The sequence below is a fragment of the Actinomadura sp. GTD37 genome (assembly GCF_041951365.1).
GTDB lineage: Bacteria > Actinomycetota > Actinomycetes > Streptosporangiales > Streptosporangiaceae > Spirillospora.
Window position 1 is genome coordinate 1,914,988 of sequence record NZ_JBGNUS010000001.1, and the last position, 18,477, is coordinate 1,933,464.

Consider the following 18,477-nt stretch of genomic DNA (forward strand, 5'->3'; position numbering starts at 1 on the left):
CGCTGAGCGTGCACGGCACTGCGCGACGCGTGGACCGCGTCGCCCGCCCACGCTGGTGTGGCATGTGCGCCAGGTGGGGCAAGAGCGCCTGGCTGGCGCCTTGGTGAGCGCAAAGCTACAGAACCTCTCAAGGGATGGCAAACCCCGACAAAATCATCAACCCCCAGCTCAGCGCCCCAGACCGTCCCCTGTGGGGCCTCCGGCCGGCTCCGCCGTGCCCGCCGGGAGGGCCGCGCCCCGCCGGCCCGGCGGGGGCGCCGCGGCGCGGTGCCGCCCGCGGGCCCGGCACCCCGTCCGGGACGGGGACCGGTAGTTCTCGCGCACCGCGAAAACGGCAGTTCGGTGATCAGGAATGATGAGCGCGGCCGAGTATCGGCCCGTCCGCCGGAGAGTGCCCGGGATGCTCGCCGGAGGTGTCGGGGACGGTCATCGCACGTGATCAGGAGGCCATTCCTCGCTCCATTGCCGGAACGTGATAGGCCACGTATGATCATCGCCGGATCCCGGCCCCCAGGGAGGCGTTTAATGACGCATGGGAAAAGGGCCGCCCGCGGCCTTCTCTTTCTCGCGGTGCTGGGCGCCGCGGCCTGCGGAGGGGCGGAAGGCGACGGCGGCGGCACACCGCCGCCCGCCGCGCAGCGGTCCGCACCCCCGGCCGCGCCGACGGAGCCGAGCGAGTCTCCGCAGACCGACCCGGGCGCCGCGCCGGGGCTCGCGGGGGCGCGCGCCGCGCTGGAGGCGTTCCTGCACGGGCAGGCGGCGGGCGACGCCTCCGTGTGCCGTTACGTCCGCGAGGACAGCGACTTCGTCAACAGCCCCGCGCTGAAAGGCGACTGCCGCAAGGGAGTGAAGGCCACCCCGCATTTCCTCAGGCCGAAGGAACGGCTCGCGCTCGGCCAGATCATGGCCACCGGAGGGAAGATCACCAAGCCGGGCGAGGCGGTCGTGCCGTTCTCCGGCCTGCGCTGGACGGACGGGCACCTGACGCGGGAGGCCCTCCAGCCGCAGTTCGTGCTGCGCCGCGACGCCAAGGGAATGTGGCAGATCATCCGCTGACGCCGCGGTGAGCCGGTCTCCCGGAGACCCCGTGTCCGGGAGACCCGTCCTCCGCCCGCGCCGTCCAGGTTCCGCGCGGTTCCGCGCGGTTCCGTACGGTTCCGGTCAGGCGCCGTACATGCGGATCCAGTCGACTTCGAGGACCGCGCTGTCGCGGGTGTCGATGCCGGGCGCGGTCAGCTTCTTCAACTCGGGCATCCAGTCGAGCTGGATCGCCTGGCCCATGGGGCCCGGCGGCCGCACGTCCGGATCCGACGTGTGGAACCAGCGCCGGCCGTCCACGTACCCGTTGATCTCCTTCGCGGTCCACTCGACCGCGAACGTGTGCCAGGCGGTGAGGTCGACCTCCACGTGGTCGGCGACGCGCCCCGAGTTGCCTTCGCGCCCCTTCTGCTCCGACCCCTTCCGCTGGTCGTAGTGGAGGAAGAAGTTCGCGCCCGTCCGGAGCCCGCTGTCCTCGTAGGTCTCCATGTAGTCGATCTCGCCGCCGCCGTCCTTGGGGGCGGTGTCGCCGCCGCCGTTGACGGGCCACAGCAGCAGGTTCGCGTTGTAGCAGGCGCAGGCCCGGTTCATCCTCAGCCGCGTCTCCCAGCGGCCGAGCTCCTGGTCGCCGTCGCGCCAGCCGAGCCCGCCGGTGGTCCCGTCGGGCAGGCCGGTGATCCGCAGCGCCCCGTCCACGACGGTCACGGCGCTCGGGCTGCGCCTCCCGTTGCCGGCGTGCCCGTCCCCGTCGTAGACCTCCCATGCCTCCGGGTCGAGAGGGCCGTCGAACTCGTCGGCCGCCAGCGGACGCCCCCACCCGCGGCTCCGCGCCGCCGTCACCGCGCCGGCGGCGTCGCCGGTCTTCGCCTCGCCGGCCTTGGGCGGCGCCGTCCTGCCGGTGGGGACCGGGTGGAAGTCGGCCGCCGCACTGGTGCGTCCGATATCGGCCGAGCTCTCATGCAGGGCGGCCAACGCCGAGACCCCGACGGTCACCGCGGTGACCGCCACGACGACGGCCCGTCTTCGGAAAGAGAAGGACACGATCCAACCTCCGCACCGGACGAATTGTGCCGACAGCCGATTCAAGCCGCCCCGCACTCGACTAATTCATCCGGAACCTACTCGGCGCGCGTATCGGGGCCCTAGGGCCCTAGGGCCCTGTGCGGGGCTCCGGGGGACCTCAAAATCGCGCCTCCGGTCAATCCCGCGGCGGCATTCCGAGCCAGGTCACGATGGCCGTGGAACGGTTCGGGGCGCCGAGCTTGGCGTAAAGCCGGTTGATGTAATTCTTGACGGTCTTCTCGGTGAGAAATAGCTTGGCCGCGATCGTCGAGTTCGGATGTCCCTGCGTTATCAGGTCCATGACCTCGGCCTCGCGTTCGGAGAGCCCGAAACGCCGGCGCTGCTCGTCCGGGTCGGCCGCCGGGGCGGCGGCCGGGTCCGTCCGCGCGGCGTCGATCAGGGCGGCCGACGCCGCCTGGGAAAGGGGGTGAGCCCGTTGCCGAGCGGTCTCCAGCACCGCCGCGGACAGTTCCTCGGGCGTGAAGGTGTTGTGCACCAGGTAGCCCACCGCGCCGTTCCGGACGGCGGCCAGCACCACCTCGGGATCCTCGACCTGGGTGAGCATGATGACCCGGCCGATGCCGCTCAGCGCGGCCGCGGCGGAGAGCCCGTCGACGTGCGGCATGCGGACGTCCAGCAGGATCACGTCCGGGGCCAGTTCCCGCGCCCGCTCCACGGCCGCCCGGCCGTCGCCCGCCTCGCCGACGACCTCGATCTCGTCGCACGCCTCAAGCGCCAGCGTGAGCCCGGAGCGGATGAACGGATTGTCGTCCACCACCAGCACCCGGCACGGCACACCCGAGTTCATTCGCCTCTTCCCTCCATCGGCACCGCTTCGCCTCCGGCCGGCTCCCGCGCCGGCCGGCTCCCGGACGTCCCGCCGCGCGCCCCGTGGACGGACGCGGCCGTCCTGGACCGGACGTGCGGGAATCGGACGGTGATGCCCGTGCCGACACCCGGGGTCGAGTCCACGGTGAGCTCCCCTCCGCCCCGCCGCGCCCGCTCGTGCATGCCGAGGAGGCCGTAATGGCCCTCGCCCGCGAGCGCGTCCAGCCAGCCGTCCCCGCCGGGACGTCCGGGGAGCCCGCGCCCGTCGTCGCGGACGACCACCCGCACCCCGTCCGGCCCGTCGGACACGGCGATCTCCACGACCGCGGCCTCGGCGTGCCGCCGGACGTTCTCCAGCGCCTCCCGGACGATCGCCACGGTCTCGTGCCGGGGGTGCAGCGGCAGGTCGGCGCCGTCCTGGACGCGGTCCCGCACCCGGACGCCGGTCGCCCGGCCCCACTCCGCGGCGAGTTCGCGGACCGCGGCGTCCAGGGGCCGCTGCACGGCGTCCGCCCGCAGCTCGGCGATGAGCGACCGCGCCTGCCGGGTGGCGATCTGCGCGGCGGCGGCGATGCGCCGGGCCTCCTTCTCCGCGCGCTCGGGCGACCTGCGGACGAACGCGGGCAGGCTGGCCGCCGCCAGCGCCATCCCGGACAGCGTGCCGCTCAGCGAGTCGTGCATCTCGCGGGCCAGCCGCGCCCGCTCCTCGGCGGCGAGGGTCAGCGCCTCCGACCGCCACAGCGCGTCCTCGGCCGCCGCCTGCTCGTCGAACAGCCGCCGGATCACGGACCCGACCAGGGCACCGATCCCGTAGAACGCGGGCATCGCGAGCAGCAGCGGAAGGGTCGCGCTGTGCCGGACGTCGTCCGCGCCGTCCCCCTGGAAGAGCGCGACGTAGTACAGGGCGGACTGCTGGAGGCAGAGCACCGCCGTCGTGGTCCAGCGGTACAGCAGCCCCGCCAGACCGGCGGCGATCACCGTGACCAGGAAGTACGGGCCGAGGATCCCGCCGGCCTCCAGCACCGCGTAGCCGACGAGCACGTCGCAGGCCAGCAGCGCGGGCTGCGCGTACAGCCGGGAGACCACCTGCTCCCAGCCGAGCAGCATCAGCCCGGACAGCAGCGCCACCAGGGCGAGCACGCCCAGCGCCCAGAAATCGCCGCGGACCTGCCGGTCGATCAGCACCGTCACCCCGACGACCAGCACCCGCACCTGGATGAGCAGGACGAACGTCGTGCCGATGCGGGATTCGACGGATCTGCGCAAAGACCTGGAGGGGTGCGTTGCGAGGTCGGACATCGGCGGCCCTCCGCGATTTCATTCCGTCGGTCCGGAACCGGTGGCGCAGGCGTCTGCGAAAAGAACACTAGCCACATCTCTGGTGGAGGTCGCTACGATGCCCACGATCAACAGTATTTCGGCGCAAGAAGGGACGAATGTGCCGCGTCGCAGGACGGTCCCGCATGCGAACGACGCCGCCTCCCCGGCCGAGTTCCTTGCCCGGATGCGACGACTCCAGCGCTGGTCCGGACTGAGCCTCGCGGAGATCGAGGCCCGAATGGCGACCGCGCCCGTCCTGCTGCCGGGCGGGCTGAGCGGATTACTGGGCGGTAGCGCGCTGCCCCGCCGCGACGTCGTATCGGCGTTCATCAGTGCTTGCGGATGCGCGCCGGAAGTCCAGGCCGAATGGATGCACGCGTATGCGAGGGTCACCGCATCGCCGCAGACTCCCGCCCCTTCGGCGAAACCCGCCGTCATTTCGGAACCGGCAGCGGAACCGGTAGCGGAAACGGAATCCCGGCCAGAGGAGCCGGAGCAGGGGAAACGGCCGCGTCCGCGTCATCGCAAGGCGTCCGGACGGCGGCGCTCCCTGTCCCCGCTGGTCGCCGCGCCGGCGTTCGTCACCGTGGCGGTCATCGCGGTGGCCATGCTGACCGGCACGGACGGCGACTCCGGCAAGGGCGGGGCCGGGCCCAAGGGCGGACCGTCCGCCGCCGCCCCGCCGGAGACCGGCTGGTACGCCATCCAGCCGGAGACCGCCGTGGCGGTGGGGAACTGCCTGACGATCCTCCCCGACGACCGGTTCGCGCCGACCCTTTCGCAGGACAAGTGCGACGACGAGGATCCGCTGCAGCGCTTCTGGCTGGAGACCCACCCGGGCCGCACGTATGTCATCCAGGCCCGGACGGTCAAGGAACAGCTCTGGTGCCTCACCCTGGACGGCCCCGACGACGGCGCCCGCCTGCACCTGACCGCGTGCGACAAGGGCAGCGAGTGGCAGAAGTTCACCCTGGAGACGGCCGAGATCGAGAACGCCACGGACGCCGGACCGTCCGAGCCGGCCCCGCTCTTCGACCTGCGGGCCGCGGAGACCCGCGAGAGGGGGATGTGCGTGGGCATCGATCCCGCGAAGGCCGGCACCGTCCACGCGGTGCACACCGGCTGCGCGAAGACGGCGATCTGGGGCTACAGCCTCGTCCCGTCCCAACCCCCCGAAGGAATCTGACCACCCGCTCTTTCGGTAATGGGTGGCGGCGCGGCGGTCAGGGCGCTGGGGCGGGCAGGACGATGCGAGGGGTCAGGGCGAGGCGCAGGCCGAGGACGCCGTAGGTGAGGCCGAGCCAGGCCGTGCCCGGGTAGGTGCCGCCGTCGTCGCCGAGCGCGGCCTGCCCGACGCCCGCGACGAGCAGCCACAGCCCGCAGAGCAGGAACTGCCAGCGCAGCAGCCCGCGATAGCGGCCGACTATGGCGACGCATATACCGATGACGAGCATGCCGAGCATCGACAGCGGCCAGCACAGGTCGAACGGCATCACCCAGCCGGGCGTCTCACCGTCGTACGCGACCGCCAGCGGGCACCACACGAGGGCCGGGACGAGCAGGGCCATTTCCACCATCGCGATGTAGCGGCCCTTGCGCCGTCCGGTGGCGTTCGTGGAAAGCACGAGCGCGACGAGGGGCAGGACGCCGAGCAGGAACGCCATGCTGCCCCAGATCTCGATCGGGACGATCTCGTCCTGGACCTCGTTCCCGGCGATGAGCAGGCCGATGATCCAGGCGGTGGTTCCGGCGGCGAGGGCGGCGCCGGTGAGCCGGGTGCGGAGCAGGAGCCCGCCGGGTTCGGAGCCGGACGGGTCGTCCGGGTAGACGGAGCTGGGACGGACGTGAACGGTCATCTGCGTCTCCCTTCGGCGGCGCCGGGTCGCGCCGCCGAGGGAGACGTTCCGTCCCCGATGTCCCGGGCGCCCAGTGACAGCGGCGGCGGGCCCGCCCCGGGCCGCGTCCTCACCGGCGGGTGACCGTTGTCCCCGGCGAGCAGGGACGCCGCTCCCAGGCCGGCGGGACGCCGAGCAGACCATGCTTGCCGAGTGAGGAGCGCCCTTCCGGCGCCTCGGGCCGAGCGGCTCCTGAGGCCGGCCGCCATCGTGATCGCCGTGCTGTGCGCGGCGGCGACCGTCGCGACGGTCTGGCTGGACGTCCTGCTGTCGGGCGCGGGCCGCGCCCCGGATCCGCTCGACTGGGCGCACTGGGGTTCGGCGGGCTCCGGGCTGCCGGTCGCGGTCGCGGGCGGCGTCCTGGCGACGCGGCTGCCGCGGCATCCGCTGACGTGGCTGATGCTGGCGGGCGGGTCCATCGCCGTCCTGGACGGGATCACCGCGGCGTACGCGTCGCTGTCGGTCCTGGAGCACGGCGGCGGCCTGCCGCTGACGGCGTTCGCCGTGTACGCGGGCGCCCGGTTCGGCCCGATGATCAACATGATCGTGCCGCTGACGCTGATGTTCTTCCCGGACGGGCGGCTGCCGTCGCCGCGCTGGCGGTGGCCGGTCGCGGCCGCGATCACCGCGCAGGCCATCGGGGTCGTGGCGCTGCTGATGGTGCCGTGGCGGGTGTTCGCGCAGGGCGAGCCGCTCGCGCCGGGCCTGCGGGACATTCCGCTGGACCCGCTGACGCCGCCGCTGCCCGACGCGGTCTGGCCGGTGTCGGGCGCGATGTTCTGGATCGGCTTCCTCGCCTCCTTCGGGGTGTCGGTCGCCGCGTTCACCGTGCGCTTCCGCCGCTCGGACGCGATGCGGAAGGCGCAGCTGCGGTGGATGCTGCTGGCGCTGGCGGCCAACGTCGTCCTCATCGCCGGCGGGATCCTGCTGACGGAGGTGACGCCGCCGTCGGTGGACTGGTGGGTCGGCGACGTCTCCCTCGTCCTCATGCACGCGGCGATCGCGGTGGCGGTCCTGGTCGCGGTCGCCCGGTACCGGCTGTACGACGTGGACCTGCTGCTCGGCTGGACGCTGCTGTACGCGGCCCTGGCGACCGCCGTGATCGGCATCGACGTCGCGGTGTTCGTCGGCGCCGGGACGTTCATCGACGAGCCGGTCGCCGCGGTGGCCGGCGCCGGAGTGGTCGCCGTCCTGTACGCGCCGCTGCGGCTGCGGCTGCAGCGGTGGGTGAACCGGGTGCTGACGGGACGGGCGGAACCCTACGACGTGGTGTCGGCACTGGCGCGGCGGCTGGAGCGGTCGATGGGGCCGGACGAGATGCTGCTGGAGGTGGCGCGGGCGGTGGCGGAGTCGTTCCGGTCCCCGTACGTGCGGGTCGAACTGGACCGCGCCGACGGCCGGACGGTCGTGGTGGAGCACGGGGCGCCCCGCGACGACGTCCTCGTCCTGCCGTTCGGGTACCGGGGCGCGGCGATCGGGCGGCTGGCGCTCGTCCCGCGGTCCGGGTCGCGGCTGCCCGCCGCGGACCAGCGGCTCCTCGCGGACGTCGTCCGGCAGGCCGCCGCGGCGGCGCGCGCGACGGCGCTGACGGAGGAGCTGCAGCGCAGCCGGGAGCAGCTCGTGACGGGCATCGCCGAGGAACGCCGGCGGCTGCGCCGCGACCTGCACGACGGCCTGGGGCCGTCGCTCGCGGCGGCCGCCCTGAAGATCGAGGCGGCCCGCAACCTCGCGCCCCGCGACGCGGGCGCCGCCGACGCGACGCTGCGTTCGGTGCGCGGCGACCTGTCGGGCGTGCTGTCGGACGTCCGCCGCCTGGTGCACGATCTGCGTCCCCCGACCCTGGACCAGTTCGGCCTGGTCGGGGCGGTGGAGCAGCTCACCGAGCGGTTCCAGGGCCGGACGCTGCGGGTGCGGCTGCGCTGCGCGGGCGAGCTGCCGCCGCTGCCGGCCGCCGCGGAGGAGGCCGCGTACCGGATCGTGGGGGAGGCGCTGGCGAACGTGTCCCGGCACGCCGGGGCGGCGCGCTGCGAGGTCCGGCTGGACACCGCCGGCGACGCGCTCGACGTGGAGATCACCGACGACGGGCGGGGCGTGCCGCCGGGCGCCCTCGTCGGCGTCGGACTCGTCGGGATGCGGGAGCGGGCCGAGGAACTCGGCGGGCACTGCACGGTCTCGGCGCGTCCGGGCGGCGGGACCCGCGTCCACGCCGTCCTCCCGTTCGGCCCGCGCCCCGGGACGCGCGACCCGCTGGCGTTCGCGGGGAGCGCCTCATGACGCCCCGGGTGCTGCTGACCGACGACCATCCCGTGTACCGGGACGGCCTGAGACTGATGCTGGACTCCACCGGCGAGGTCGAAGTCGTCGGAACCGCGCCGGACGGCGCCGTCGCGGTCGAGATGGCGGCCCGGTTACGTCCGGACGTCGTCGTGATGGACCTGCAGATGCCCCGCCTGGGCGGCGTGGAGGCGACCCGCCGCATCCTGGCCGCCCGCCCGGAGACCGGCGTCCTCGTCCTGACCATGCACGAGGACGACGAGAGCGTCTTCGCCGCGATGCTCGCCGGCGCCCGCGGCTACCTGCTGAAGGGCGCCGACCAGAACGAGATCCTGCGCGCGGTGTCGGCGGTCGCCGCCCGCGAGGTCATCTTCGGCCCGGCCCTCGCCGGCCGCGTGTCCGACTACTTCGCGCGGATCGCCGTCGCCCGTCCCGCCGACGCGCCCTTCCCCCAGCTCACCGCCCGCGAACGCGACGTCCTGGAACTGATCGCGCTCGGCCTGCCGAACCCGGCGATCGCCGAACGCCTGGGCCTCTCCCCGAAGACCGTCCGCAACAACGTCTCGAACATCTTCGCCAAACTCCAGGTGGCCGACCGCGCCGAGGCGATAACCCAGGCCCGCCACGCCGGCCTGGGCCGCTGACCCCGCCGCCGCCCACCCGCGCGCAGGGCCCGCTGGTCCGGTTCAGACGGCGAGGAGGTGCTTGACCTCGTCGGTGCGCAGATCGGCGGCCGTTCCGGAGTGCCGGACGGCGCCGCCGTCGAGGATCACGAACGCGTCGGCCAGGCGGAGGGCCAGGTCGAGGTACTGCTCCACGAGCAGGACGGCGAGGCCGTGCTCCTTGTGCAGCCTTTCGACGGCCTCCTCGATCTCGCGGATGATCGACGGCTGGATGCCCTCGGTCGGCTCGTCCAGGATGAGGATGCGCGGCCGGGTCACCAGGGCGCGGGCGATCGCCAGTTGCTGCTGCTGCCCGCCCGACAGGAAACCGGCCGGGCGCTTCAGCAGGCCGGTCAGCCGCGGGAACACGGCCAGGGCGTCGTCGATGGCGCTCTTGTCGCGCCGCCCCGCGGCCTCCAGCGTGACCTGGAGGTTCTCCCAGACCGTGAGCTGAGGGAACGTCTCATGCCCTTGCGGGACGTAGCCCATGCCGAGCCGGACCCGCTGGTACGTGCGCATCCGCGTCACGTCGGCGCCGTCGAGCGTGACCGTGCCCGCGGCCGGGGCCAGCAAGCCCATGATCGAGTTGAGCAGCGTGGTCTTCCCCACGCCGTTGCGGCCCATGACGGTGACCAGCTCGCCCTCGCGGACGGTCAGGTCCACTCCGAACAGCACCCGCGACCGGCCGTAGGCGGCGTGCAGCCCGCTCACCTGAAGCATGCTCATAGCGCTTTCTCCTCTCGCGACCGGCCGAGATAGACCTCCTGGACCCGAGGGTCGGCCTGGACCGCGGCGACGTCCCCCTCCACGAGCACCTTGCCCTCGTGCAGGACGGTCACCTGGGACGCGTACCGCCGGAGGAACTCCATGTCGTGCTCCACGACGATGACGGTGTGGTCCTTGGCGACCTCGGTGAGCAGCTCGCCCGTCCGCTCGCGCTCGTCCCGGCTCATCCCCGCCACGGGCTCGTCCAGCAGCAGCAGCCTCGGCCGCTGCGCGATCAGCATGCCGATCTCCAGCCACTGCCGCTGGCCGTGCGACAGCACCCCGGCGGGACGGTCCGCCAGGGCGGCGAGCCCGATCCGCTCCAGGGTGGCCGCGACCACCTCGGGCGTGCCGCGCCGCTGCCGGAGCAGCGCGGCCAGCGGGCGGCGGAAGCAGGCGGCGAGGTCGATGTTCTCCAGGACGGTGAGTTCCTCGAACACCACGGAGGTCTGGAACGTCCGGCCGATCCCGAGCCGCACGATCCGGTGCTCCGGCCGTCCCACCAGGGAGGCGCCGGCGTAGGTCACCGATCCGCTCGCCGGCCGGGCGAGGCCGGTGATCACGTCGATCAGGGTGGTCTTCCCGGCCCCGTTGGGGCCGATCAGGAAGCGCAGCTCGCCCTGCTCGACGGTGAGGTCGACGCCGTCGAGGGCCCGGAAGCCGCCGAAGACGACCGCCAGCCCGCGTATCTCCAGCAGCGCGCTCACGGGGCGGCCACCTCCCGCTCGCTCGCCGCGGCGGCGACCGCGGGCGCCGGACCGGCCGCCGGACGGCGCCGCGCCACGGCGCCGCCGGCCCACCGCACGGCGCCGGCGACGCCCCCCGGCGCCAGCATGATCACGAGGACGAACATCAGGCCCTGCAAGTAGACCCAGCCGCTCGGATACTGCTCGCTGAACGTGGTGTGCGCCCAGTTGAGCAGCACGCCGCCGAGCGCCGCGCCGGCCAGCGAGAACCGTCCGCCGATGGCCACCGCGACCACCAGCTCGATCGACGGGACGACCCCGAGCAGCGACGGCGAGATGATCCCGACGACCGGCACGTACAGCGCCCCGGCGATGCCCGCCATCGCCGCCGACGCCGCGAACGCCGCGGTCTTCACGGTGGCCGGGTTGTAGCCGAGGAACCGGACCCGGTCCTCGCCGTCGCGCACCGCGACGAGCAGCCGGCCGAAGCGGCTCTTCACCAGTTGGCGGCACAGCAGGTAGAGGGCGCCCAGTACGAGGGCCACCACGAAGTAGAAGGCGCGCTTGGAGCCGTCCTCCTCCGGGTCGCGGCCGAAGACGTCGTAGAAATGCGTGAGCCCGTTGGTCCCGCCCGTGAGGCCCTGCTGGCCGACGAGCCAGATCACGAAGGCCGCGGCGAGCGCCTGGCTGAGGATCGCGAAGTAGGCGCCGCGCACCCGCTGCCGGAACACCAGGAGGCCGAGGACGGCGGCGGCCGCCGCCGGGACGGCCACCGCGGCGGCGATGGCGAAGACCGGGCTGGAGAACGGCTTCCACAGCGGCGGCAGCCGCTCCACCCCGCTCCACACCATGAAGTCGGGCAGGCTGCCCGGCCCGGCGTCGTGGAGCTTCAGGTACATCGCCATCGAGTAGCCGCCCAGCCCGAAGAACACGCCCTGGCCGAGCGTGAGCATGCCGCCCTGGCCCCAGGCCAGTCCGATGCCGAGTGCGGCGATGGCGAAGCACAGGTACTTGGCGAGCAGGCCGAGCCGGAACGGGTCCAGGACGGCCGGCGCGACCGCGAGGACCAGCAGCGCCACGCCGGTGAAGAGCGCGACCCCGCGCCACCGGGCCGTCACGTCAGCGCCCGGGTGCGCAGCACGAACAGGCCCTGCGGGCGTGCCTGCAGGAACACCACGATCGCCCCGAAGGCGATCACCTTGGCGAGGCTCGCGTCCGTCCAGAACTCGGCGTAGGAGTTGAGCAGCCCGAGGGCCAGCGCCGCGAGGACGGCGCCGCGCAGCCGGCCGAGGCCGCCCGCGACCACGACCAGGAACGCGTCCACGATGTAGTAGGTGCCGAGGTTGGGGCCGATGGGCCCGATCAGCGTCAGCGCGACGCCGGCGATCCCGGCGACGCCGGAGCCGATGAAGAACGTGAGCTGGTCGACCCGGGCGGTGTCGACGCCGCTGACCGCGGCGAGCTGGCGGTTCTGCATCACCGACCGCATCCGGCGGCCCTGCCGCGTCCAGCTCTGGTACGCCCAGATCGCGAGCACCGACACCGCCGCGAGGACGAGGATGAACAGCCGCGTGTAGGGCAGCTGCGAGCCGAACATCCGCACGCCCCCGCCGAGCCACTCGGGGGCGCGCACCTGGACGTTGGGCGCGCCGAAGACGTCCCGTGCGAGCTGCTGGAGCAGCAGGCTGACGCCCCAGGTGAGGAGCAGGGTGTCGAGCGGCCGTCCGTAGAAGTGGCGGACCGCCGCCCGTTCCAGGACCAGGCCCATCGTGCCCGCGACGGCGAACGCGACGGGCAGCGCGACGAGGACCGCCTGCCGCCCGGTCCAGTCCTGCAGGACGTACGCCGTGTAGGCGCCCGCCATCATGAATTCGCCGTGGGCCATGTTGATCACGCCCATCTGGCCGAAGGTGAACGTCAGGCCGAGTGCGACGAGCATCAGGACGGCGGCGATGCTGAGGCCGATCGGCAGCTGGCTGAGCAGGGCTTCCATGCGACTCCTCGGTGCCCTTGGTCGTCGGGGTCGTCGCGCCGGGACGTCCCGGGCGGGCCGGGACGTCCCCTGGCGGGGGTCAGGACAGGCCGGCGGCCCACGGGTAGCTCTTGAGGTAGGGGTCCGGCGCGATGGGCTTGCCGGAGTCCCACACTTGCTTGATCGTGCCGTCGGACTGGATCACCCCGATGCGGGCGGTCTTGTGCACGTGGTGGTTGCCGCCGTCGATCGTGACCTTGCCCTCGGGCAGTTCGAGGGAGACGCCGCCGGCGGCCTTCTTCACCGCCTCGACCTCGGTCGTCCCGGCCTTCTGGACCGCCGCCGCCCACAGCTTCACGGCGTTGTACCCGGCCTCCATCGGGTCCGAGGTCACCTTGTCCGAGCCGTACTTGGCCTTGAACGCCTTCACGAACGCCTCGTTGGCCTTGCCCGGGGTCGTCATGTAGTAGTTCCAGGCGACGGGCTGCCCCTCGATGTTGTCCACCCCGATGCCCTTGACCTCCTCCTCGGCGATGCTCACCGACATCACCGGAAGCGACGCGGCGGTGGCGCCTGCGCTCTTGAGCTGCTTGAAGAACGCGACATTGCTGTCGCCGTTCAGGGTGTTGAACACCGCGTCGGGTTTCGCCTGCATGATCTTGTTGACGAGGGTGCTGTACTCCGTCGTCCCCAGCGGGGTGTACTCCTCGCCGAGAACGGTCATGCCGTTGGCGCCGGCATACGCCTTGATCTCCTTGTTCGCGGTGCGCGGGAAGACGTAGTCGCTCCCGACGAGGAATATCTTCTTCTCGCCCTTCTCCTTGAGATAGTCCAATGCCGGGACGATCTGCTGATTGGTGGTCGCACCGGTGTAATAGATGTACGGCGAGCTTTCCAGCCCCTCGTACTGCACCGGATACCACAGCAGTGCCTTGTTGCGTTCGAAGACGGGCAGCATCGCCTTGCGGCTGGCCGACGTCCAGCCGCCGAAAACGGTGGCGACCTTGTCCTTGCGGATGAGCTTCTGCGCCTTCTCGGCGAAGGTGGGCCAGTCCGAGGCGCCGTCCTCGACGACCGGTTCGAGTTTCTTGCCGAGGACGCCTCCGGCGGCGTTGACCTCGTCGATGGCCATCAGCTCGGAATTCTTGACGGTGACCTCGCTGATGGCCATGGTCCCGCTCAGGGAGTGGAGGACGCCGACTTTGATGGTGTTCCCGCTCGCCGACGCGGTTCCGCCGGATGCGTCCGATCCGGTGCCGCACGCGGTGAGGCACAGCAACGACGCGGTCGCCATCGAGACCAATACCGGCAGAGATTTCCTGAGCACGTACCACTCCTTGCGGACAAGCCCCGAAACTGATGACGGACACCGGCGACGCCGGCGACCACTTGAGTCGGGTCAATGCAATCCCGATGCCATGTCCGCGGCAATTCTGGTCTGTATCCGATGCGTGAACTGAACCTCACCGAGGCCGCCCCGCCCGGTGGGATCGCGCTCAGCCGCGGGCCCGCTCCTCTCCGTGTTCGAGACGGCGGCGGAGCGCCGCCGAGTCGGACGCGAGAGCGGTGACCAGCACGCCCGGCCCGGCGAGGGGCAGCACCGCCAGCCCGTCGGCCGCGTAGGCGTCCTTCGCCAGGCCGGGACCGACGAGCAGCACGCTCCCGGTGCAGCGCGCGTCGCCCAGCACGGCGCCGCTGGTGTGCAGGACGCGGTCGGGCAGCCGCAGCTCGTGGCGGAGCAGCGGCCCGCCGTCGAGGGTGACGTCGACGCGCCCGGTGTAGCGTCCCGGCGGTTCGCCGTGCCGGCCGAGGACGAGTTCCTCGCGCCACCGGAGCGTGGCGCCGCCCGCCAGCGTGAAACGCGCGGCCGACCTGTGGCGGCAGCCCGCCGTCGCGACCGCCGGCTCCGGGGCGAGGTCCAGAAGCGCCCCTCGACCGACCGCCGCCCGCACGTACGTCCTGGACTCGCCGTCGCCCGGAAGCAGCACAGCGCTCGCGACGGACCGCACGGTCAGGGCGGCGCCCTCCGCGACGTCCAGGTCGAGGTGCAGTTCGTCGCCTCCGAGCGGCCCCGCCGCGGCCCCGACCAGATAGACGGCGTCCGGGGTGGCGCGCAGCGCGTACGGCCCGTCGGAACGCAGCGTCGCCAGCCGGGTCCGCCCGGCGGCGTCGCACTCGGCGCGGACGGCGGCGTGCGCCGTGTAGTGCCGGGTCACGGGGCCCCGGGCGCGGCAGCCCGCGCCGCCGGGGCCGGCGAGGTCCCGGCGAGGACGGCCCGGACCCAGCCGGCGACCTCCGGCGCACCGGGCCGCTCGCGCAGCGAACTGAAGATCACCGGCTTGCCGCGGCGCACCCGCGCCGCGTCGCGGTCCATGACCTCCAGGTCGGCGCCGACGAGCGGGGCCAGGTCGGTCTTGTTGACGACCAGCAGGTCCGCGCCGCTCACCCCGGGGCCGCCCTTGCGGGGGACCTTGTCGCCGCCGGAGACGTCCAGGACGAAGATCTGCCGGTCGACGAGACCCTGGCTGAACGTCGCGGTCAGGTTGTCGCCGCCGCTCTCCACGATGACGAGGTCGAGGGGCCCGTGCCGCTGCTCCAGCGACTCGACGGCGTCCAGATTGGCGGAGATGTCGTCGCGGATGGCCGTGTGCGGGCAGCATCCGGTGCGGACGGCGACGATCCGGTCGTCCGACAGCACCGCGTTGCGGCGCAGGAAGTCGGCGTCCTCGGTCGTGTAGATGTCGTTGGTGACCACCGCCAGGCGGAGGTCGTCGCGGAGCGTCCGGCACAGCGCTGCCACCAGGGCGGTCTTGCCGCTCCCGACCGGCCCGCCGACGCCGAGCCGCAGCGCCCGGCCCCGGGCGGGCGCCGCCGGGTGGGGGTCGTGATCGTGATTCGCGCCCATCGGGCTTCCTCTCTGTCAGGATTCGAACAGGCGCAGGTCCGCCTGGAGGTGCAGTTCGGCGAAGACGTCGAGGGCGGGCGCCGACGCGGCCGGCAGCGCGGCCGGATCGCCGTCCGCGAACCCGGCCGCCTCGGCGGCGACCGCGTCCACCCGGGGGGCGAGGTCCGCGAGCGCGCGGTGCACGGCCAGCGGGTCCAGCCCGAGCAGCCGGACGGCGGCGGCCGCCGGCCCGGTGACGGCCCCGTAGGCGCAGATCGAGGCGGCCTCCGCGGGCGAGCCGCCCGCGACGGCGACGGCGGCCCCGAGGACGAGCGGATGGTGCGGCGCCGGGAACGCCATGAGCGCGTCCGGCACCGGATGCGGCGACGCGCCGCGCACCGCGCGCAGCAGCGACCTGCCCTGGGCCCGGGACGCCCGGCGCCCGGCGGGCGACGGCATCCTGGCATCGGCCTCCGCGTCGAGGACCGTCCAGTCGCGGTGCTCCGCCGCGCCACCGGCGAGGGCGCACGCGGCTGCCGACAGGGCGGCGGCGACCAGCCCGGCGGTGGCGAGGCGCCCGTCCAGGAAGGCCGCCAGCGACGACAGGTCGGCGACCGCGCCCGACGCCGCCGCCGGCTCCAGGCCGCCCGAATGGGCGTGGCCGCCCGCCGGAAGACGGGAGTCGGCGAGGAGCAGCAGCAGTGCCGGCAGGGACATCAGAACAAGAAGTAGCGCTGCGCCATCGGCAGCTCGGCCGCGGGGGCGGGCTCGACCTCGGCGCCGTCGATCGACACCGTGAACGTGTCCGGGTCGACGTCGATGCGCGGCAGCGCGTCGTTGAGGAGCATGTCCGCCTTGCCGAGCCGGCGGGTGTCCTTGACCGGCACGAGCGCGCGGTCCACCGCCAGCCGGCCGGCGAGGCCCGCCTCCACGGCGGCGGGCGCCACGAAGTGCACCGACGTGGCGGCGGCGGCGCGCGGGACGGCGCCGAACATCGGGCGCGGCAGGACCGGCTGCGGGGTGGGGATCGAGGCGTTGGCGTCGCCCATCGCCGCCCAGGCGATCATCCCGCCCTTGACGACCGCCTGCGGGCGGACGCCGAAGAAGGCCGGATGCCACAGCACCAGGTCGGCGAGCTTCCCGGGCTCCACCGAGCCGACCTCGCCGTCGAGACCGTGCGCGATGGCCGGGTTGATCGTGTACTTGGCGATGTAGCGGCGGGCGCGCAGGTTGTCCGCCGGCTCGGGGCCGCCGAGGTCGCCGCGGCGCAGCTTCATGACGTGGGCGGTCTGCCAGGTGCGGATCACCGTCTCGCCGATCCGCCCCATGGCCTGCGAGTCCGAGCCGATCATCGAGATCGCGCCCAGGTCGTGTAGGACGTCCTCGGCGGCCATGGTCGTGGGCCGGATGCGCGACTCGGCGAAGGCCAGGTCCTCGGGCACCGACGGGTCGAGATGGTGGCAGACCATGAGCATGTCGAGGTGCTCGTCGAGGGTGTTCACGGTGTGCGGCCGGGTCGGGTTGGTGGACGAGGGCAGCACGCTGGGGTGCGCCGCGACGGTGATGATGTCCGGCGCGTGCCCGCCGCCCGCGCCCTCGGTGTGGTACGCGTGGATCGACCGCCCGGCGATGGCGCCGAGCGTCGACTCGACGTACCCGGCCTCGTTGAGGGTGTCGGAGTGCAGCGCGACCTGGACGCCCGACGCGTCGGCGACGCGCAGGCAGGCGTCGATGGCCGCCGGGGTGGAGCCCCAGTCCTCGTGCAGCTTGAAGCCGGACGCCCCGGCGCGCAGCTGCTCCCAGAGCGCCTCCTCGCCGACCGTGTTCCCCTTGCCGAGCAGCGCGACGTTCACCGGCCAGGAGTCGAGCGCCTCCAGCATCCGCGGCAGGTACCAGGCGCCGGTCACGGTGGTCGCCTTCGTCCCCTCGGCCGGGCCGGTTCCGCCGCCGATGAGGGTGGTGACCCCGGCGCCGAGCGCCTCGTCCAGCAGCTGGGGGCAGATGAGATGGACGTGGGAGTCCACGGCCCCGGCGGTCAGGATGCGGCCGTTTCCGGCGAGCACCTCGGTGGACGGCCCGATCACCAGGTCCGGGTGGACGCCGTCCATCGTGTCGGGGTTGCCGGCCTTGCCGAGCGCCACGATCCTGCCGCCGCGGATCCCGACGTCGGCCTTGACGACGCCCCAGTGATCGAGCACCACGGCACCCGTGACGACCATGTCGAGGGCCCCGTCCGCGCGGGTGGTGCGCGCCTGGCCCATCGACTCGCGGATCACCTTCCCGCCGCCGAACACGACCTCGTCACCCGCCGCCGCGCCGCCGCCGCTGCGGTCCTCGGTGACCTCGATGAACAGGTCGGTGTCGGCCAGCCGTATCCGGTCCCCGGCGGTGGGGCCGTACAACTGCGCGTACCGGGCCCGGGACAGCTCAGTCATCCAGCGCTCCGGCCTGCTCGGGCCGCAGTCCGGGCACCACCCGGTTCCCGGCCAGCGGCACCAGGCCGACCTCCCTGGTCAGCCCCGGTTCGAACCGCACCGACGTACCGGCCGGCACATCGAGCCGATGCCCCCAGGCGGCGGAGCGGTCGAACTCCAGCGCGGGGTTCGCCACCGCGAAGTGGTAATGGGAGCCGACCTGGACGGGACGGTCGCCGGTGTTGACGACGGCGACCGCGACCCGGGGCCGTCCGGGATTGAGAGCGACCGGGGGCCCGTCGGCCGTGACGACCTCGCCGGGCACCAGCGGGCGCCCGCTCACGGGATCGGCCGGTGGACGGTGACGAGCTTGGTGCCGTCGGGGAACGTCGCCTCGATCTGCACCGAGTCGAGCATCTCCGGAATGCCTTCCATGACGTCCTCCCGGGTCAGCACCGCGCGGCCGGACTCCATCAGCTCGGCGACGGAGCACCCGTCCCGCGCGCCCTCCAGCACATGGACCGCGATGACCGCGGTCGCCTCCGGATGGTTGAGCCGCAGGCCGCGGCCCCGCCGCCCCTGCGCGACCGACGCGGCGACATGCAGCAGCAGCCGCTCCTGCTCATGTGGACTGATCAACACGCTCCGGACCCTAACGGCCGAAGACGGACGCGACA

General features: G+C 73.2%; 19 protein-coding genes. 4 read left to right on the forward strand and 15 right to left on the reverse strand.

Annotated features, from left to right (window positions below; genetic code table 11):
- The first annotated feature begins 525 nt into the window (after positions 1-525).
- A complete protein-coding gene (locus tag ACA511_RS09150) occupies positions 526-1,056 on the forward strand; it encodes a hypothetical protein (RefSeq protein ID WP_375023631.1) in 531 nt (176 codons plus the stop codon).
- A gap of 105 nt (positions 1,057-1,161) precedes the next feature.
- On the opposite strand, the gene ACA511_RS09155 is transcribed toward ACA511_RS09150, so the two are convergent.
- The 3 genes from ACA511_RS09155 to ACA511_RS09165 all read right to left on the reverse strand — a co-directional run bounded on the left by ACA511_RS09155 (position 1,162) and on the right by ACA511_RS09165 (position 4,227).
- Positions 1,162-2,079 carry a glycoside hydrolase family 16 protein gene (locus ACA511_RS09155; protein WP_375023632.1) on the reverse strand — a complete coding sequence of 306 codons (918 nt, stop codon included), beginning with the start codon at positions 2,077-2,079 and terminating at the stop codon, positions 1,162-1,164.
- 157 nt (positions 2,080-2,236) lie between these two features.
- Entirely contained in the window at positions 2,237-2,908 is a 672-nt protein-coding gene (locus ACA511_RS09160) for a response regulator (protein ID WP_375023633.1), read from the reverse strand.
- Positions 2,905-4,227: a sensor histidine kinase gene (locus tag ACA511_RS09165; protein WP_375023634.1), complete on the reverse strand. Its 1,323-nt coding sequence runs from the start codon at positions 4,225-4,227 to the stop codon at positions 2,905-2,907. The genes ACA511_RS09160 and ACA511_RS09165 overlap by 4 nt, the downstream gene beginning before the upstream one ends.
- Before the next feature lie 97 nt (positions 4,228-4,324).
- On the opposite strand from ACA511_RS09165, the gene ACA511_RS09170 reads away from it, so the two are divergent.
- Positions 4,325-5,434 (forward strand): hypothetical protein, encoded by a 1,110-nt coding sequence (locus tag ACA511_RS09170; protein ID WP_375023635.1) that lies wholly within the window; start codon positions 4,325-4,327, stop codon positions 5,432-5,434.
- Between the two features lie 37 nt (positions 5,435-5,471).
- Here the strand turns inward: ACA511_RS09170 and ACA511_RS09175 are convergent, their stop codons facing one another.
- On the reverse strand, positions 5,472-6,104 hold the full coding sequence (locus tag ACA511_RS09175) for a hypothetical protein (protein ID WP_375023636.1): 633 nt from the start codon (positions 6,102-6,104) through the stop codon (positions 5,472-5,474).
- Between the two features lie 192 nt (positions 6,105-6,296).
- Here ACA511_RS09175 and ACA511_RS09180 point away from each other — a divergent pair, with 192 nt between their 5' ends.
- Positions 6,297-8,417, forward strand: a complete 2,121-nt coding sequence (locus ACA511_RS09180; RefSeq protein ID WP_375023637.1) for a sensor histidine kinase — start codon at positions 6,297-6,299, stop codon at positions 8,415-8,417.
- Positions 8,414-9,061, forward strand: coding sequence for a response regulator (locus tag ACA511_RS09185; protein ID WP_375023638.1), 648 nt, complete (start codon positions 8,414-8,416; stop codon positions 9,059-9,061). Before ACA511_RS09180 ends, ACA511_RS09185 begins: the two co-directional genes overlap by 4 nt.
- A gap of 42 nt (positions 9,062-9,103) precedes the next feature.
- On the opposite strand, the gene urtE is transcribed toward ACA511_RS09185, so the two are convergent.
- The 11 genes from urtE to ACA511_RS09240 all read right to left on the reverse strand — a co-directional run bounded on the left by urtE (position 9,104) and on the right by ACA511_RS09240 (position 18,442).
- The gene (gene urtE, locus ACA511_RS09190) at positions 9,104-9,799 is read right to left on the reverse strand and encodes an urea ABC transporter ATP-binding subunit UrtE (RefSeq protein ID WP_375024716.1); all 696 of its coding nucleotides are present in this window, start codon (positions 9,797-9,799) and stop codon (positions 9,104-9,106) included.
- Between the two features lie 2 nt (positions 9,800-9,801).
- On the reverse strand, positions 9,802-10,551 hold the full coding sequence (urtD, locus tag ACA511_RS09195) for an urea ABC transporter ATP-binding protein UrtD (RefSeq protein WP_375023639.1): 750 nt from the start codon (positions 10,549-10,551) through the stop codon (positions 9,802-9,804).
- On the reverse strand, positions 10,548-11,648 hold the full coding sequence (gene urtC, locus ACA511_RS09200) for an urea ABC transporter permease subunit UrtC (protein WP_375023640.1): 1,101 nt from the start codon (positions 11,646-11,648) through the stop codon (positions 10,548-10,550). Before urtC ends, urtD begins: the two co-directional genes overlap by 4 nt.
- Positions 11,645-12,523 (reverse strand): urea ABC transporter permease subunit UrtB, encoded by an 879-nt coding sequence (urtB, locus tag ACA511_RS09205; RefSeq protein WP_375023641.1) that lies wholly within the window; start codon positions 12,521-12,523, stop codon positions 11,645-11,647. The genes urtC and urtB overlap by 4 nt, the downstream gene beginning before the upstream one ends.
- Before the next feature lie 79 nt (positions 12,524-12,602).
- Positions 12,603-13,796 (reverse strand): urea ABC transporter substrate-binding protein, encoded by a 1,194-nt coding sequence (gene urtA / locus ACA511_RS09210; RefSeq protein ID WP_375024717.1) that lies wholly within the window; start codon positions 13,794-13,796, stop codon positions 12,603-12,605.
- 202 nt (positions 13,797-13,998) lie between these two features.
- A complete protein-coding gene (locus ACA511_RS09215) occupies positions 13,999-14,718 on the reverse strand; it encodes an urease accessory protein UreD (protein WP_375023642.1) in 720 nt (239 codons plus the stop codon).
- A complete protein-coding gene (ureG, locus tag ACA511_RS09220; RefSeq protein ID WP_375023643.1) occupies positions 14,715-15,407 on the reverse strand; it encodes an urease accessory protein UreG in 693 nt (230 codons plus the stop codon). Before ureG ends, ACA511_RS09215 begins: the two co-directional genes overlap by 4 nt.
- A gap of 15 nt (positions 15,408-15,422) precedes the next feature.
- Positions 15,423-16,103, reverse strand: a complete 681-nt coding sequence (locus tag ACA511_RS09225; protein ID WP_375023644.1) for an urease accessory protein UreF — start codon at positions 16,101-16,103, stop codon at positions 15,423-15,425.
- A complete protein-coding gene (locus ACA511_RS09230) occupies positions 16,103-17,821 on the reverse strand; it encodes an urease subunit alpha (RefSeq protein WP_375023645.1) in 1,719 nt (572 codons plus the stop codon). The genes ACA511_RS09225 and ACA511_RS09230 overlap by 1 nt, the downstream gene beginning before the upstream one ends.
- A complete protein-coding gene (locus tag ACA511_RS09235; protein ID WP_375024718.1) occupies positions 17,814-18,128 on the reverse strand; it encodes an urease subunit beta in 315 nt (104 codons plus the stop codon). Before ACA511_RS09235 ends, ACA511_RS09230 begins: the two co-directional genes overlap by 8 nt.
- An 11-nt stretch (positions 18,129-18,139) precedes the next feature.
- The gene (locus ACA511_RS09240; protein ID WP_375023646.1) at positions 18,140-18,442 is read right to left on the reverse strand and encodes an urease subunit gamma; all 303 of its coding nucleotides are present in this window, start codon (positions 18,440-18,442) and stop codon (positions 18,140-18,142) included.
- Positions 18,443-18,477: the final 35 nt, after the last annotated feature.

Excerpts from the sequence above, each read along its gene's own strand:
- ACA511_RS09150 (WP_375023631.1), top strand. The coding sequence starts at position 526 with ATGACGCATGGGAAAAGGGCCGCCCGCGGCCTTCTCTTTCTCGCGGTG.
- ACA511_RS09160 (WP_375023633.1), bottom strand. The coding sequence starts at position 2,908 with ATGAACTCGGGTGTGCCGTGCCGGGTGCTGGTGGTGGACGACAATCCG.
- ACA511_RS09165 (WP_375023634.1), bottom strand. The coding sequence starts at position 4,227 with ATGTCCGACCTCGCAACGCACCCCTCCAGGTCTTTGCGCAGATCCGTC.
- ACA511_RS09170 (WP_375023635.1), top strand. The coding sequence starts at position 4,325 with ATGCCCACGATCAACAGTATTTCGGCGCAAGAAGGGACGAATGTGCCG.
- ACA511_RS09175 (WP_375023636.1), bottom strand. The coding sequence starts at position 6,104 with ATGACCGTTCACGTCCGTCCCAGCTCCGTCTACCCGGACGACCCGTCC.
- ACA511_RS09185 (WP_375023638.1), top strand. The coding sequence starts at position 8,414 with ATGACGCCCCGGGTGCTGCTGACCGACGACCATCCCGTGTACCGGGAC.
- urtE (WP_375024716.1), bottom strand. The coding sequence starts at position 9,799 with ATGCTTCAGGTGAGCGGGCTGCACGCCGCCTACGGCCGGTCGCGGGTG.
- urtB (WP_375023641.1), bottom strand. The coding sequence starts at position 12,523 with ATGGAAGCCCTGCTCAGCCAGCTGCCGATCGGCCTCAGCATCGCCGCC.
- urtA (WP_375024717.1), bottom strand. The coding sequence starts at position 13,796 with ATGGCGACCGCGTCGTTGCTGTGCCTCACCGCGTGCGGCACCGGATCG.
- ureG (WP_375023643.1), bottom strand. The coding sequence starts at position 15,407 with ATGGGCGCGAATCACGATCACGACCCCCACCCGGCGGCGCCCGCCCGG.
- ACA511_RS09225 (WP_375023644.1), bottom strand. The coding sequence starts at position 16,103 with ATGTCCCTGCCGGCACTGCTGCTGCTCCTCGCCGACTCCCGTCTTCCG.
- ACA511_RS09230 (WP_375023645.1), bottom strand. The coding sequence starts at position 17,821 with ATGACTGAGCTGTCCCGGGCCCGGTACGCGCAGTTGTACGGCCCCACC.